A 13,695-nucleotide genomic window follows, 5' to 3' on the forward strand; every position below is an offset into this window, starting at 1 on the left:
GCTGTCCATGTCCCCAAAGGCCGGTGTCCCCCGGCCTTTTTTCATTTTCTGCCAACAAAAAAAAATAAGAAAAAGAATGCCTACCTTTGCGTGCTAATTTTTTGGGATAGATGAGAGATCTAAGGAACATTGCAATTATTGCACACGTTGACCACGGAAAAACCACCTTGGTAGACAAAATGATATTTCAGGCCAAGCTGTTTCGGGACAATGAAAAACATGGAGATCTGATTCTAGACAGCAACGACCTTGAACGAGAGCGAGGCATTACCATTCTTGCTAAAAACGTTTCAGTTGCCTATAAGGATGTTAAAATTAACATTATAGATACTCCTGGTCACGCCGATTTTGGTGGTGAAGTTGAACGAGTGCTCAATATGGCCGACGGCGTTCTTCTGCTGGTTGATGCCTTTGAAGGAACCATGCCACAAACACGATTTGTGCTCTCAAAAGCACTTTCGCTAGGGCTTAAACCTATTGTGGTAATAAACAAGGTTGACAAGCCAAATTGCCGTCCCGAAGAGGTTCAGGAGCAGGTTTTCGAGCTGATGTTTAACCTCAATGCTACAGAGGAGCAGCTAAATTTCCCCACCATATACGGGAGTGCTAAAAATGGATGGATGTCTGACGATTGGAAAAAACCGACTACAGACATTACGCAACTACTGGACTCAATTCTTGAAAACATACCAGAACCCATTGCACTTCAAGGAACACCACAAATGCTCATAACCTCGCTCGATTTTTCGAGCTATGTTGGTAGAATTGCAGTTGGGAAGCTCCATAGAGGAACGTTAATCACCGGGCAGGCCGTAGCGTTAGCAAAACGAGATGGTAGCATCATACGCTCCCGAATTAAGGAGCTCTACTCATTTGAAGGGCTTGGAAAAGCTAAGGTTGAACAGGTTGATGCTGGTGAGATTTGCGCTGTAGTCGGGATCGAGGGATTTGAAATTGGAGATTCAATTTGCGATATAGAAAACCCTGAACCGCTAGTTCCTATCGCCATCGATGAACCAACAATGAGTATGCTCTTTACAATCAACAATTCACCATTCTTTGGGAAAGAGGGTAAGTTTGTTACCTCACGCCACCTGAAAGAACGGTTAGACAAAGAGTTGGAAAAAAATCTTGCCCTCCGGGTGGAAACAACCGATAGCGCCGATTCATTTACCGTTTTCGGACGAGGTGTTTTGCACCTCTCTATATTACTGGAAACTATGCGCCGTGAGGGATATGAAGTTCAAGTAGGCCAACCTAAAGTAATTATTAAGGAGATTGCTGGAGAAAAGTGCGAACCCATGGAGGAACTCACTATTGATCTTCCTGAAGATGTTGCCGGAAAAGCCATTGAGATGGTCACCAAGCGCAAGGGTGAGATGATAACCATGGAGCACCGTGGAGATAGAATGCACCTCGAGTTCTCTATTCCTTCCCGCGGAATTATTGGACTGCGTAACAACCTTTTAACCGCAACGGCCGGCGAAGCAGTATTGGCACATCGATTCAAGGGCTTTGAGCCTTACAAGGGTGACATCGAGAAACGATTAACCGGATCGTTAGTGGCACTGGAGGCTGGAACCTCATTTGCCTACTCGCTCAACAAGCTGCAGGACCGGGGCAAATTCTTTATCGCCTCACACGATGAGGTTTACACAGGTCAGGTTATTGGAGAACATTCCCGAGCTGGTGATTTAGCCGTTAACGTTACCAAGCCCAAAAAGCTAACCAACGTTCGTGCATCTGGAACAGATGAAAAAGTAACCCTCCCTCCTCCAATTATTTTCAGTCTTGAAGAGGCGCTGGAGTATATTCAGGAGGATGAATATGTAGAGTTAACGCCTAAAAGCATTCGCCTTCGCAAAATAATTCTCGACGAAAACGAACGAAAACGAAAATCCAGAGGATAAAGAATGGCGTTCTAGTCAGAGCTGGGCAATATTTTTTTATTCTGGTAATAATTTATACTTTTGCACGACATTTTTTTGAATAAAAGTGAGCCGTCTTATAGACTTTACTATTCCCTTCAAGGGTTTAAAGCAGGGGAAACACGAGCTAGAGTTTGAGATTTCCGATCGGTTCTTTTCTGAGTTTGATGGCTCTGAAGTAACGAAAGGAAATTTGATGGCTAATGTATTGCTCGACAAGAACTCTACCTTTTTAAAGTTAGATGTTCACATTTCGGGGAATGCTGAGGTAGTTTGCGATCGTTGTCTTGACACCTTCTATATCCCGGTAGAGTACACCGGCAACCTTTTCGTTAAGTTCTCAGAACGAGAGGCATATGAGGATAGTGATGACGATGTTCTTTTTCTACCGCCCTCAGAGAGCGAACTTGACCTCAAGCAATACCTCTTTGACTGGATTTGCTTGAGTTTACCTGTTCGCCGTGTTCATCCCGACGATAAAAACGGTAAATCCTTATGCAATCCAGAGATGATAGAAAAGTTGGAGGCATATGTCATCTCGGAAGAGCCTCAAGCAGCCGCCGAAGATGATCAGGAAGAGTGGAAAAAAAAGTTGAACGAATTGAAGTCTAACATAAAGGATAACTAAACATTACGTTAAAATGGCACATCCGAAACACAAGATCTCGAAGCAGAGAAGAAATAAGCGCAGAACACACTACAAGGCAGTTGCACCAACACTTTCAACTTGCTCAAACTGCGGTGCTCCGGTAATCTATCATAGAGTTTGCCCAGAGTGTGGATACTACAGAGGAAGACTTGCTATCGAGAAAAAAGTTACAGCCTAATTCGTTAGGGTAACTATTAAAACTGGAAAGAGACTTTATGAGAATAGGAGTTGACGCTATGGGCGGAGATTTTGCTCCCGAAGCAGTTGTTTTGGGAGCGATTCAAGCTCATAAGGAGATTCCTGAAAGCATTCGCATTGTCTTACTTGGGAACAAAGAACAAATTGTTTCCATTATAGAGAAGCAAGGCTTTCCGAGGGAGGCATTTGACATAGTAGCAACCTCCCAGGTTATCGGAATGGGGGATCATCCGGCAAAAGCATTTCAGCACAAACCAGACTCATCGCTTGCAGTTGGATTTAGTATGCTGGCAAAGGGCGAAATTGATGGGATTGCAAGCGCCGGGAGTACTGGTGCTATGATGGTGGGTGCAATGTATTATATTAAGCCCATCAGCGGAATTATTCGACCTGGCATTGCCTCTTTTTTACCAATATGCGAATCCAAAACTGGATTGCTCATCGACGTCGGTCTTAACCCTGACGCCAGGCCTGATGTACTTTTTCAATATGCACTTTTGGGAACCATCTACGCCAAAGAGGTACTTGGCATAGAAGATCCTAGCGTGGGGCTGCTCAACATTGGAGAAGAACCCGAAAAAGGAAATTTAGTGGCTAAAAATACTTTTGAACTGCTCAAAGAATCAACCAGTATTCGATTTGTCGGAAACATCGAAGGCAATCAACTTTTCGATGAGAACACAGCAGATGTTATCGTTTGCGACGGTTTCGTTGGCAACGTAGTTCTCAAGGAAGCAGAAAGCTTCCACAAGTTAATAAAGCGGAGGAATATTAGCGATCCCTTTTTTGAGCGATTTAACTTTGAACATTACGGCGGAACACCCGTGCTCGGCGTAAACGCACCAGTCATTATTGGCCATGGAGTTTCCACCGCCACCGCCATAAAAAACATGATTCTTCAAACCAGAAAGGTTATTGAAGCTGGTTTGACGGAAAAAATAAAGGAGGCCTTAAGTTAATGGCAAAAATAACCGCGGCAATCACAGGAGTTGGTGGGTACGTGCCCGAATATGTTCTTACCAACAACGAGCTAAGTCGGATGGTAGATACCTCCGATGAGTGGATAATGACTCGAATTGGAATAAAGGAAAGGAGAATCCTGCAAGGAGAAGGTCTTGGTACCTCCGACATGGCAGCCAAAGCAGTTCAGCAACTCCTTGAAAAAACCAACACATCGCCGGAAGAAATTGACATGCTTATTTGCGGAATTGTAACCCCGGATATGCAATTTCCTGCAACAGCAAACATTATTAGCGACAAGGTTGGCATAAAAAATGCCTTTGGCTTTGACCTTAACGCTGGTTGTTCCAGCTTTTTATACGCGCTGGTTACTGCATCCAAATTTATTGAAACGGGGAGCAACAAAAAGATTATTGTTGTTGGTGCCGATAAAATGTCGTCCATTACCGACTATACCGACCGTTCAACCTGCCCAATTTTTGGAGATGGCGCTGGAGCCGTGCTCCTTGAGCCCAACGTAGACGGCGAGGGGCTTATTGATGCTGCAATGCACGTTGATGGTTCAGGAAGGAAGTACTTACATCAAGTTGCCGGTGGCTCATGCTACCCTGCAAGTAATGAAACTGTAGCCAATCGAAAGCACTATATTTTCCAGGATGGTCAGCCCGTGTTCAAGGCCGCTGTATCCAACATGGCCGATACCGCCGTGGCTATGATGGAAAAGCACGGTCTAACACCGGAAACGTTGGCATGGCTGGTACCTCACCAAGCAAATATGAGAATAATTGAAGCAACTGCTAAGAGAATGGGGTTACCTAAGGAGCGCGTAATGATAAATATTGAGCGATACGGTAATACCACCTCTGCAACGCTTCCATTGTGCCTGTGGGAATGGGAGAATCAACTTAAGAAGGGTGACAATATTATTTTTGCAACTTTTGGTGCAGGGTTTACCTGGGGTGCAGCCTACCTCAAGTGGGCCTACAACTGTAAGAGGTAGTAACCTTTTCCAAAAAACGACAGCCATTAACCGTCAACATTGACGGTTATTTTCTGGCAGCACTTTTCGAAATAAAACGGATAAGAGGGCAAGTGCCATCACGCCTGAAAGCCTTAAACAAGGCAAAAAACAGACGTTGGCAGCACTCAAATTAATGAATCAGCCGAGAAACGACTGAATAAAGTTCCATTTTCTTTATAGGTTTTAGCAGGTATGCAGAACATCCAGCTGCATAACAGCGTTCCATCTCTTCTTGGTGGCTATAAGCAGTTAATATAACCACCGGTATCTCTGGGAATAAGTCCTTTATCTTTTTTGTAGCCTCAACCCCATTTGATTTGGGCATTCGAATATCCATTAGTACGAGATCAACTTTCCCACCGACAGCCATATCTACAGCCTCAAGGCCGTCCTTCGCCCACAAAATTGTAGCCCCGCTACTTTTTAGTAAAGCCTTCAAAAGTAAAAAGTTAGAATCAACATCCTCTGCTACCAAAATAGTCTTTCCACTAAAATCAACCGTAGAGCGAGTTGTTTTTACGCGATTATCTTTTTGCCCTTCCTCCCTATTTGACTCAATTGGCAAGGAGAAGAAAAATGTGCTGCCCTGACCTGGAACTGAATCAAGCCAAATATCTCCACCCAACAAACCCACCAAATCACGGCAAAGGCTGAGGCCTACTCCAGTGCCAGCATAAAACCTATCACTACCGGAGTTATCCTTCGAAAAACGCTCAAAAACCAAGGCTTGCTGGCTTCTGGATATTCCCGATCCAGTGTCGCGAACAAAGAAAATCAACTTGCTATTATCCACCTTGTACCCTACCTCAACAAAGCCGCTTTCTGTAAACTTAAGCGCATTTGACAAGAGGTTCGATAAAATTTGTCGAAACCGCGTTTCGTCACCAAATAAAGGTTGTGTCCAATCCGGGTCGAAGGAGAAACGAATTTCTACATTATTCTTGGGTTGAAAATACAAAGCCTTCTGCTGTAGCACAACATCCTGAATAGTTTCATCTAGATTAAACGCACGCTTTATTATCTTAATCTCACCTATTTCGATTAACGAAATGTCCAAAATATCGTTCAGTAGGTTCAGCAGCACCTCTCCGTTTCGTTTTATATATGAAACAGCCTCCGATCGGCCTCCTTCATCAAGAGTCGGCTCCTCCAAATAGTTTGCAAAGCCGATTATGGCATTCATTGGTGTCCGGATTTCATGAGAAATATTCCCAAGGAATGCCGTTTTTAGCTTATCTGACTTCTCTGCCCGCTCCTTTGCTTCCCTCAGCTGCATAGTTCTATCCTCAACAAGCAACTCGAGGTCTTTTTGATACCGCTCCAGTTCCTCTTGAATTTTTCTCCTCTCACCCACCTCGTCCATCAACTTTTTATTGATCTCCGATTTTAACTTATTCCTGCTATAAAGGAGGTAGGACACAATTACAAAGAACAAAAATAGCGTTGCCCAGAAGTAGCTCACCCACCTTGCTTTTTTAAGTTCGCTCACCTTAAGCTCAGCCTCCTTCGAAAGCATTTTTATTTTATTTTCAGAGTATTCAAATTTATAACGAGCATCAACTCCTAGTAGCATTCTCTGCTTTTCAGCGCCGTAAACACTATCGCGGTATATGCTGTATTTAATGTAGTTAAGGTAGGCTTCCCTGTAGTTAGAACTCTTTGCATACAGCTCCGACAGTCGTTGATATCCAACAACCTTTAATCCATTAAGATGAATTGAATCAGCAACCCCAATTGAACGCTTAAGCAACTGTTCACTCTCAGCATTCTTCCCTTCTTCAGCATATATTCTTGCTAAATACTGCATCGCTTCAGCTACTCCTTCCCTGTTTTGGAGTCGTGAGCGAATCTCAAGGGTGCGGTTGAAATAATTCTCGGCGAGATTAAGCTGGCCCATTATTTCATAGGTACGGCCAATATTGAGTAGAGTGTTTGACTTACTAAGCTCATTACCGTCCCGCTCCTTTATTTCGAGCGCCTTGTTAAAATAATCCAAGGCCATGGCAAATTTTTGCTCCTCAACATAAATCCTTCCAATATTATTTAAAGCCATGCTAATGCCATTACTATCATTACTCTTTCGGCTAGTTTCCAAGGCGATCTGGTAAAAGTCAAGAGCGCGATTCTTCTCCCCGAACTGGAAGTAAATATTCCCTATTTTACGAATAATATTAGAGCGCTCTATGGGAAAATTGAGCTGTAGAAGAATTTGAAAAGCAGACTTGTAATTTTTTAATGCCTGCTCAAAATCTCCCGTTGAAGAGTAGATGGTACCCTGAGCATCATAAATATCTACCAAAAGGCGTTGGACTTCCAGCCTCTTCGCAATTTCCATGCTTCGACTAAAGGACTCCTGAGCATCAAAATAATCTCCAAGAAGGAATGCTGCGTTACCGTAATAAAGAAGTGCATACCCTTGTTCTTCCTGAGAGTCAGTTTCAATGGCCAATACCGTTGACTTAGAGGCGAGCTGTTTTGCGATTCCGGGATTGATGCTGAGGTATGTTTTGGATAATTCCAAGAGCTGCTGTAACCGATTCTTGCCTTCCAAATTCTGATATTTCACCTTTACGCTATCTGGCACTGAATCATCAAGGGAGCCTCCGGTTCCAAAAAGATGCTGCCCCGTTAAGATTAGAAGGACCATCAAGAACGCAGTACATCGAAAAGTCTTCATTTTCGGGATTTATCGAGGAAATCGAAATCTAGAAAAATTTACGGTCAATTCAAAAATCTTATTTAAACGAAAAAGAGGGACGTATGCCCCTCTCTACAAATTCAGCTGTTTCTAGCATTTCCTTATTACTCTTCAAATCATCTTAATCCTCCTCCTCATCATCTATTTCCCCCTCCTCATCCTTAAAATAATCATCATCGTCAAGTAATTTCTCATCCAGATAATCCTCTTCGTCATCCTCTTGCCTAAATTGGAGTTCTGGATCATCCAAATCATCAATTTCAGAAAAAATTGAGCGTTTTTGGTTTTTTTCCTTTTTTTCAGGTTTGAGTTTTCGCCCCCGTTTTAAATCATCGGACTCAAACACCTTTGTGTTATTTCCACTTTTTAGGTCCTTCCTCGCTTTCATTGTTGGCGCCTGTTAGGTTAAACCAGTTTTTAGTTTTTGTTAATAAACATACTATTCCCAAAATTGGGAACCATCATCTTTTGCAATTATAAATATTTTTTTGATTCAAACAGAAATGATCTCATTATTTGTGCATAAACTATCATAGGCTAGTGAGCGTCGAGCCAACTATTACCCTCGCCAACCTCAACAATCAAAGGAACAGAAAGGCTTGCGGAACTTTGCATCATAGCAATAACTATTTCTCGAACCTGCTCTCGTTCAGCAATATTAACATTAAAAACAAGCTCATCATGCACCTGCATTATCATTTTACTCTGCAATTTAAGCCTATTAAATTCAGCATGAATCTTGATCATGGCAATCTTTATTATATCGGCAGCAGAGCCTTGAATTGGTGCATTAATGGCGTTGCGCTCAGCAAGGCCCCTAACCACCTGATTATTTGATCTGATATCGGGAAGGTAACGCCTTCTTCCAAAAAGTGTTTCAACAAAACCACTTGTACGGGCAGCAACAACAACGTTTTCCATGTATTCTTTTACCTTTGGATAGGAAGCAAAGTATCCGTCGATTAACGCCTTGGCGTCACTCCTTGCAATATTTAGCCGCTGGCTCAAACCAAAGGATGATATACCATAGATAATGCCAAAATTTGCAGTTTTGGCATGCGATCGCATTTCGCGAGTTACCTCTTCAACGGGCACACCGTATATTTTAGAAGCCGTGGCAGCATGAATATCTTCTCCAGCCAAAAATGCCTCAATCAGTCCGCTGTCGCCCGAAAGGTGAGCCATTAACCGAAGTTCAATCTGGGAATAATCAGCAGACAAAATAATGGAGTGCTCATTTTCTGCAATAAATGCTTTACGAATTTCCCGTCCCCGCTCTCCTCTCACTGGGATGTTTTGGAGATTAGGGTTATTCGAACTTAGCCTCCCTGTTGAAGTAACGGCTTGATTAAAGTTGCTGTGAATTAATCCTGTTTTTTGATTAACAAGTTTTGGGATCGACTCTATGTAGGACGAGAGAAGCTTCTTTAAGGATCGGAAATCAAGAATTTTTTCCACAATAGGGTGCTCGCCAACCATACGTTGAAGAACTTCTTCACTAGTTGAATACTGCTTGCTTTTTGTGCTTTTAGCAGAACTTGAACCAGCACCAAGTTTCAGCTTATCAAAAAGTACATAGCCCAACTGCTTTGGTGAACTTACATTAAGATCGGACTTACCTGCCAACTTTTTTATCTCATCATCCAACAAGATCATCTGACTATTCAAATCCTTGCCAAATTCTTCAAGAGCACCGATATCAACTCGAACACCCGCGGTCTCCATGTCGGCAAGTACACCTACGAGTGGCAACTCAATCTCATAAAAAAGTTTTGTTAAACCAAGGCGCTCAATTTCATCCTTAAAGTAAAGGTACAGCTGCCATGTAACATCAGCATCCTCCGCAGAGTATTCAGCCACCTTCTCAGGTGAAATTTTTGACATATTAATCTGTAAAGCACCCTTTCCTCCAATAAGTTCCTCTATTGCAATTGGCTCATAATTCAGGTATCGCTCACTCAGAAAGTCCATTCCATGACGAGACTCTGGATCGATAAGATAGTGAGCCAACATGGTATCGAAAATTGGTCCTCGAACAGCCACTCCGCTCTGCTGCAACACCATGGTATCAAACTTCAAATTCTGACCAACCTTGGTGTAGCTTTCCGATGCAAATATTGGAGATATCCTATTCAACCACTCGGTGCGGATATGCTTATCCTTGGGGAGATAGAGAAAAAATCCATGATCCTTTTGCCAGCTAAAAGCAATACCAACAAGTTCCGCTGAGAAAACATCGAGGCTAGTTGTTTCGGTGTCGAAACAAAAAGTCTTGTTTGCTTGGATGGCGGTAACAAGCTCTTCAAAGGTCGCAGCAGTATCAACCAACTTATAATTTTTCTTTATATCCTTAATGGTATGATATTGAGATGTCATGCCACTTGGCTCGCTTTCAAACAAGTTTCCTTGAGCTGGAAGAACTTGCTTGGTAGCGGTTGAAGGCGCATCCTTCACATCCTTCAACATTGAACGAAATTCAAGCTCTTCAAAAAGGTGCTTTAATGCATCGTGATTGGGTTCCTTCACCAAAATATCATCAATGATTAAGTTTATTGGCACGTTAATATCAATGGTAGCAAGTTTCTTTGAAAGTATGATCTCATCAATATGACTTTGGATAATTTCCCGAGTCCTACCCGTTAACTCCTCAACGTGTTCTATAACGCCCTCGGCTGAGCCATACTCTGCAATGAGCTTAGTGGCAGTCTTCTCCCCAATACCATGTGCACCAGGTATATTGTCAGAAGCATCACCCCACAAAGCGAGAATATCGATAAACTGTGCAGGGGAAGATAAACCATGCTGCTCACACACCTCCGGCACACCTAATATTTCAGCCTCATTACCAGATTTCTTTGGTTTATATAGGTATATATTGCTGTCCACTAATTGTATATAATCCTTATCTGGAGTATACATATAGGTATCATATCCCAATGCTCCAAATCGTTTTGCCAATGTACCAACAACATCATCAGCTTCAAAATTTGGAACAAGGACAACGGGGATGCGATAGGCCTCCAATATTTGCTTTATGTATGGCACCGAGGCCCTAATATCTTCTGGTGCTGGCGGTCTATTTGCCTTGTATTGTGGGTAGATCTCTCCTCTAAAAGTTGGTCCAGCCGGATCAAAGGCAACCGCGAGATGCGTCGGTGTTTCCTTCTTAATTAACTCCTGAAGCGTTTTTACAAAGCCAAATATTGCAGAGGTGTTAACTCCTTTCGAATTAGTAATTGGCCTATTTATAAAAGCATAGTATGACCGAAAAATCAGGGCATATGCATCAAGAAGAAAAACTTTTTCTTTCATGTCATATTACTTATTATCTTCATTGTACCATTCGGCATATGAAGTTGCAGTTTCATAAAGTTTAAGATGATGAAGCGTTATCCCATCCGGCAACTCGGTTTGAATTTGATCAACAAAGTGAAGAAGTAAGTTTTCGCAGGTGGGTTGAAAATCAACGGCGTCAACTTTTTTAAACCGATCTTTAAGAATTGGGATCAATCCCTTAGACTCTTCGTTGTTGTTCATTAGCAATGCATGGTCGAGTCGGCTTACAATTCGTTTGTTTACAACACTCTTGAGCATCCCAAAATCCATCACCATTCCCAGCTTGGGATTAGCAGTATCTTCAATTGGTTGGCCAATAACCGTAACAAAAAGTCGGTAAGAGTGACCGTGAATATTACTGCAAGAACCATCATAGCCCGTGAGAAAATGGGCCATTTCAAATGAAAACTCCTTTGTAAGTCGAATCTGTGCCATCGTTTCAAAATTAGTCTAAAAAAAACAACAATAGTGGTTGCATTGTTGCACAAAAAAACCTTCAGCGGAAAATCTGCTGAAGGTAGAGTCTGTTTGCACTGCCTTATACGGTGCACTTGCTCACGCAATCAAGTATGCGTGCAAGATTATTATGCTTAAGAAAATAGAAAGTGTTTTTACCTTCCCTTTTGGAGCAAAGCACTCCCTTGTCCTTTAGAATCCCTAAATGATGAGAGGTGGTTGATTGCTCTATCTGAAGTTTCTCGTGTATCTCCGTAACCGTCATCTTTTTACCATCTTCCAGAAAACTAAGGATTGCGATACGCATAGGATGTGCTATGGCTTTAAGCATATTTGCAGCCTGCTCTAGCTGCTCGATTTTCAATTCATTTACGTGTTGCATTTTTCAAAATAGTTTACCAAAATCAAATGCAAATATATCAATATCATGAATATGTTGTTATCGCATAGGGGTGAATGTCTAATATTTCGAAGATAAAAGCGGAATAGAAACATTTTTTTACCTTTGAAACTCTAACAAACCTGTTAATGAGTGGCATTAATTCGATAAAAGAACCGGTAAAAAAAGAACTTGAGGAGTTCGAGGTTTTCTTCCGAGGTCAGGCACAATCGCCCTACAAATCCCTCGACTTCATTTTAACCTACATTGTCAGGCACAAAGGAAAGCAGCTGCGGCCTCTTTTTGTATTCCTTTCGGCCAAGCTGATTGGCGAAGTTACGCAATCGACCCACGTTGCCGCCACCATGATTGAGCTATTGCATACTGCCACCCTAATTCACGACGACGTGGTAGACGAGGCGTACGAGCGACGCGGATTCTGGTCTGTAAATGCACTGTGGCGGTCAAAAATTGCCGTATTGGTGGGCGATTTTATTCTGTCTAAAGGACTTATGGTTGCCGTGGAGCACAAGGAGTATGAAATGCTGGAAACCATGTCGAATGCAGTGAAGGAAATGTCTGAAGGGGAGCTTTTCCAGATTGAAAAGAGCCGCAAAATGGATATCACCGAGGACGATTACTACAACATTATCCGAAAGAAAACGGCAACTCTCATTGCGGCGTGCACCAGTAGCGGTGCTCGCTCTGCCGGTGCAGATAAGGCAACCGTAGCAAAACTCTACGAAATCGGTATTCTTTTGGGTATGGCATTTCAAATAAAAGATGACCTATTCGACTTTCAGCCTTCAGCTCTCACCGGAAAACCATCGGGTAACGACATCAAGGAAAAGAAATTAACGCTACCGCTTATTTTCGCCCTTAACAATGGTTCAAAAAAGGAGCGTGAAGAGATAATCTCGCTGATAAAAAAACTAAAGGGTAAACGACAAGAAGTAGATAAAATCATTGCTTTTGTTGAGCAAAAAGGGGGAATAACGTATGCTGAACAAAAAATGGTTGAGTGCAAAAACAACGCCATTACCCTGCTACACAAAATTCCGGAAAACCCATCAAGGCAAGCCCTTGAGGCGCTTGCACACTATATCGTAAGTCGGAAAAGTTAAAAAAAATGAGCGAAGGGCATCTGCCCTTCGCTCGCCTTCATAAATCTCTCAAATTTTTAGAAATAATTTACCTGTTTGCCGGTGATCTCGGTGAGTAGGTTGTTGGCCAACCGACTTGCGCCTAAGCGGAATAATGACGGATTAATCCACTCCTCACCAAGAATTCGTCTCACAACCAAGAGATAGCCAAGAGCATCTTCTGGGGAAACCATTCCGCCGGCGGGTTTAAATCCAATTTTTTTCCCATGCTTCGCATAAAAGTCTTTAATAGCCATACACATCACAACTGCTGCCTCAAGAGTGGCTGCAGGTTCCATTTTACCCGTAGAGGTTTTAATGAAATCGGCACCGGCCTCCATCGAAATCAAACTTGCCAAGCGGATTGCTTCATAATCAGGAAGTGCACCAGTTTCTAAGATAACCTTAAGATGAGCTTTCCCTAGGCTCTTTTTTATCGTAGCAATTTCGTCGAAAACAACCTGATGATCTCCGCTAAGAAAAGTTCCCAAAGAAATAACTATATCGATTTCGTCGGCCCCTGCCTTAACAGTTCTAACACATTCGTCAACCTTAACCTCAATAAAGGTTTGAGAAGAGGGAAATCCTGCGCCAACAGCTGCAATTTGGACTTTTTTGTCGGTTAAATTATCCCTTACGGCCTTTACTAAAGGAGGGTAGACGCAAATAGCTGCCACGTTGTCAATATTAGGATAGTGAGCAGAGAATTCGCTTACCTTTTTGGCCATGCTACCTCCCTTGGTTATTGGGTCGGTGGAGTTAAGTGAGGTAAGGTCGATAAGACTCAAGCAGGTGCGTAAGTCGCTTTCCGATTTTTCCTTAGAAACACGCTTTTTAATGTCGGAAATGAGCGCATCCACCTCGGCAGGGTTCACCTCCCGATTATAGTTTAAGTATTCAGCATTCATAGCTTCTTAATTAGGTTATT

General features: G+C 42.5%; 11 protein-coding genes. 5 read left to right on the top strand and 6 right to left on the bottom strand.

Features of this window, described 5'->3' with window-relative positions:
- Nucleotides 1-110: 110 nt before the first annotated feature.
- The 4 genes from typA to VMW01_12705 all read left to right on the top strand — a co-directional run bounded on the left by typA (nucleotide 111) and on the right by VMW01_12705 (nucleotide 4,735).
- Nucleotides 111-1,910: a translational GTPase TypA gene (gene typA, locus VMW01_12690; GenBank protein ID HUW07108.1), complete on the top strand. Its 1,800-nt coding sequence runs from the start codon at nucleotides 111-113 to the stop codon at nucleotides 1,908-1,910.
- A gap of 85 nt (nucleotides 1,911-1,995) precedes the next feature.
- Nucleotides 1,996-2,556: a DUF177 domain-containing protein gene (locus VMW01_12695; protein ID HUW07109.1), complete on the top strand. Its 561-nt coding sequence runs from the start codon at nucleotides 1,996-1,998 to the stop codon at nucleotides 2,554-2,556.
- A gap of 236 nt (nucleotides 2,557-2,792) precedes the next feature.
- The gene (plsX, locus tag VMW01_12700; protein ID HUW07110.1) at nucleotides 2,793-3,734 is read left to right on the top strand and encodes a phosphate acyltransferase PlsX; all 942 of its coding nucleotides are present in this window, start codon (nucleotides 2,793-2,795) and stop codon (nucleotides 3,732-3,734) included.
- Nucleotides 3,734-4,735 (top strand): beta-ketoacyl-ACP synthase III, encoded by a 1,002-nt coding sequence (locus tag VMW01_12705; GenBank protein ID HUW07111.1) that lies wholly within the window; start codon nucleotides 3,734-3,736, stop codon nucleotides 4,733-4,735. Before plsX ends, VMW01_12705 begins: the two co-directional genes overlap by 1 nt.
- A 151-nt stretch (nucleotides 4,736-4,886) precedes the next feature.
- On the opposite strand, the gene VMW01_12710 is transcribed toward VMW01_12705, so the two are convergent.
- The 5 genes from VMW01_12710 to VMW01_12730 all read right to left on the bottom strand — a co-directional run bounded on the left by VMW01_12710 (nucleotide 4,887) and on the right by VMW01_12730 (nucleotide 11,628).
- The gene (locus VMW01_12710) at nucleotides 4,887-7,433 is read right to left on the bottom strand and encodes a tetratricopeptide repeat protein (protein HUW07112.1); all 2,547 of its coding nucleotides are present in this window, start codon (nucleotides 7,431-7,433) and stop codon (nucleotides 4,887-4,889) included.
- A 142-nt stretch (nucleotides 7,434-7,575) separates the two neighbouring features.
- Nucleotides 7,576-7,842 (bottom strand): hypothetical protein, encoded by a 267-nt coding sequence (locus VMW01_12715; GenBank protein ID HUW07113.1) that lies wholly within the window; start codon nucleotides 7,840-7,842, stop codon nucleotides 7,576-7,578.
- A 149-nt stretch (nucleotides 7,843-7,991) separates the two neighbouring features.
- Nucleotides 7,992-10,766 carry a DNA polymerase I gene (gene polA, locus VMW01_12720; GenBank protein HUW07114.1) on the bottom strand — a complete coding sequence of 925 codons (2,775 nt, stop codon included), beginning with the start codon at nucleotides 10,764-10,766 and terminating at the stop codon, nucleotides 7,992-7,994.
- Nucleotides 10,767-10,772: 6 nt separating this feature from the next.
- Entirely contained in the window at nucleotides 10,773-11,225 is a 453-nt protein-coding gene (locus tag VMW01_12725) for a 6-carboxytetrahydropterin synthase (GenBank protein ID HUW07115.1), read from the bottom strand.
- Nucleotides 11,226-11,328: 103 nt separating this feature from the next.
- Nucleotides 11,329-11,628, bottom strand: coding sequence for a metalloregulator ArsR/SmtB family transcription factor (locus tag VMW01_12730; protein ID HUW07116.1), 300 nt, complete (start codon nucleotides 11,626-11,628; stop codon nucleotides 11,329-11,331).
- Nucleotides 11,629-11,774: 146 nt separating this feature from the next.
- Between VMW01_12730 and VMW01_12735 the strand changes: the two genes are divergently transcribed.
- Nucleotides 11,775-12,749, top strand: coding sequence for a polyprenyl synthetase family protein (locus tag VMW01_12735; protein ID HUW07117.1), 975 nt, complete (start codon nucleotides 11,775-11,777; stop codon nucleotides 12,747-12,749).
- A gap of 56 nt (nucleotides 12,750-12,805) precedes the next feature.
- On the opposite strand, the gene deoC is transcribed toward VMW01_12735, so the two are convergent.
- Nucleotides 12,806-13,675, bottom strand: coding sequence for a deoxyribose-phosphate aldolase (gene deoC / locus VMW01_12740; GenBank protein HUW07118.1), 870 nt, complete (start codon nucleotides 13,673-13,675; stop codon nucleotides 12,806-12,808).
- Between the last annotated feature and the right edge of the window lie 20 nt (nucleotides 13,676-13,695).

It is taken from the genome of Williamwhitmania sp., from assembly GCA_035529935.1.
Lineage (GTDB): Bacteria > Bacteroidota > Bacteroidia > Bacteroidales > Williamwhitmaniaceae > Williamwhitmania.

Coding starts and splice junctions, on each gene's coding strand:
- plsX (HUW07110.1), top strand. CDS start 2,793: ATGAGAATAGGAGTTGACGCTATGGGCGGAGATTTTGCTCCCGAAGCA.
- VMW01_12725 (HUW07115.1), bottom strand. CDS start 11,225: ATGGCACAGATTCGACTTACAAAGGAGTTTTCATTTGAAATGGCCCAT.
- deoC (HUW07118.1), bottom strand. CDS start 13,675: ATGAATGCTGAATACTTAAACTATAATCGGGAGGTGAACCCTGCCGAG.
- polA (HUW07114.1), bottom strand. CDS start 10,766: ATGAAAGAAAAAGTTTTTCTTCTTGATGCATATGCCCTGATTTTTCGG.
- VMW01_12715 (HUW07113.1), bottom strand. CDS start 7,842: ATGAAAGCGAGGAAGGACCTAAAAAGTGGAAATAACACAAAGGTGTTT.
- VMW01_12710 (HUW07112.1), bottom strand. CDS start 7,433: ATGAAGACTTTTCGATGTACTGCGTTCTTGATGGTCCTTCTAATCTTA.
- typA (HUW07108.1), top strand. CDS start 111: ATGAGAGATCTAAGGAACATTGCAATTATTGCACACGTTGACCACGGA.
- VMW01_12705 (HUW07111.1), top strand. CDS start 3,734: ATGGCAAAAATAACCGCGGCAATCACAGGAGTTGGTGGGTACGTGCCC.
- VMW01_12730 (HUW07116.1), bottom strand. CDS start 11,628: ATGCAACACGTAAATGAATTGAAAATCGAGCAGCTAGAGCAGGCTGCA.
- VMW01_12735 (HUW07117.1), top strand. CDS start 11,775: ATGAGTGGCATTAATTCGATAAAAGAACCGGTAAAAAAAGAACTTGAG.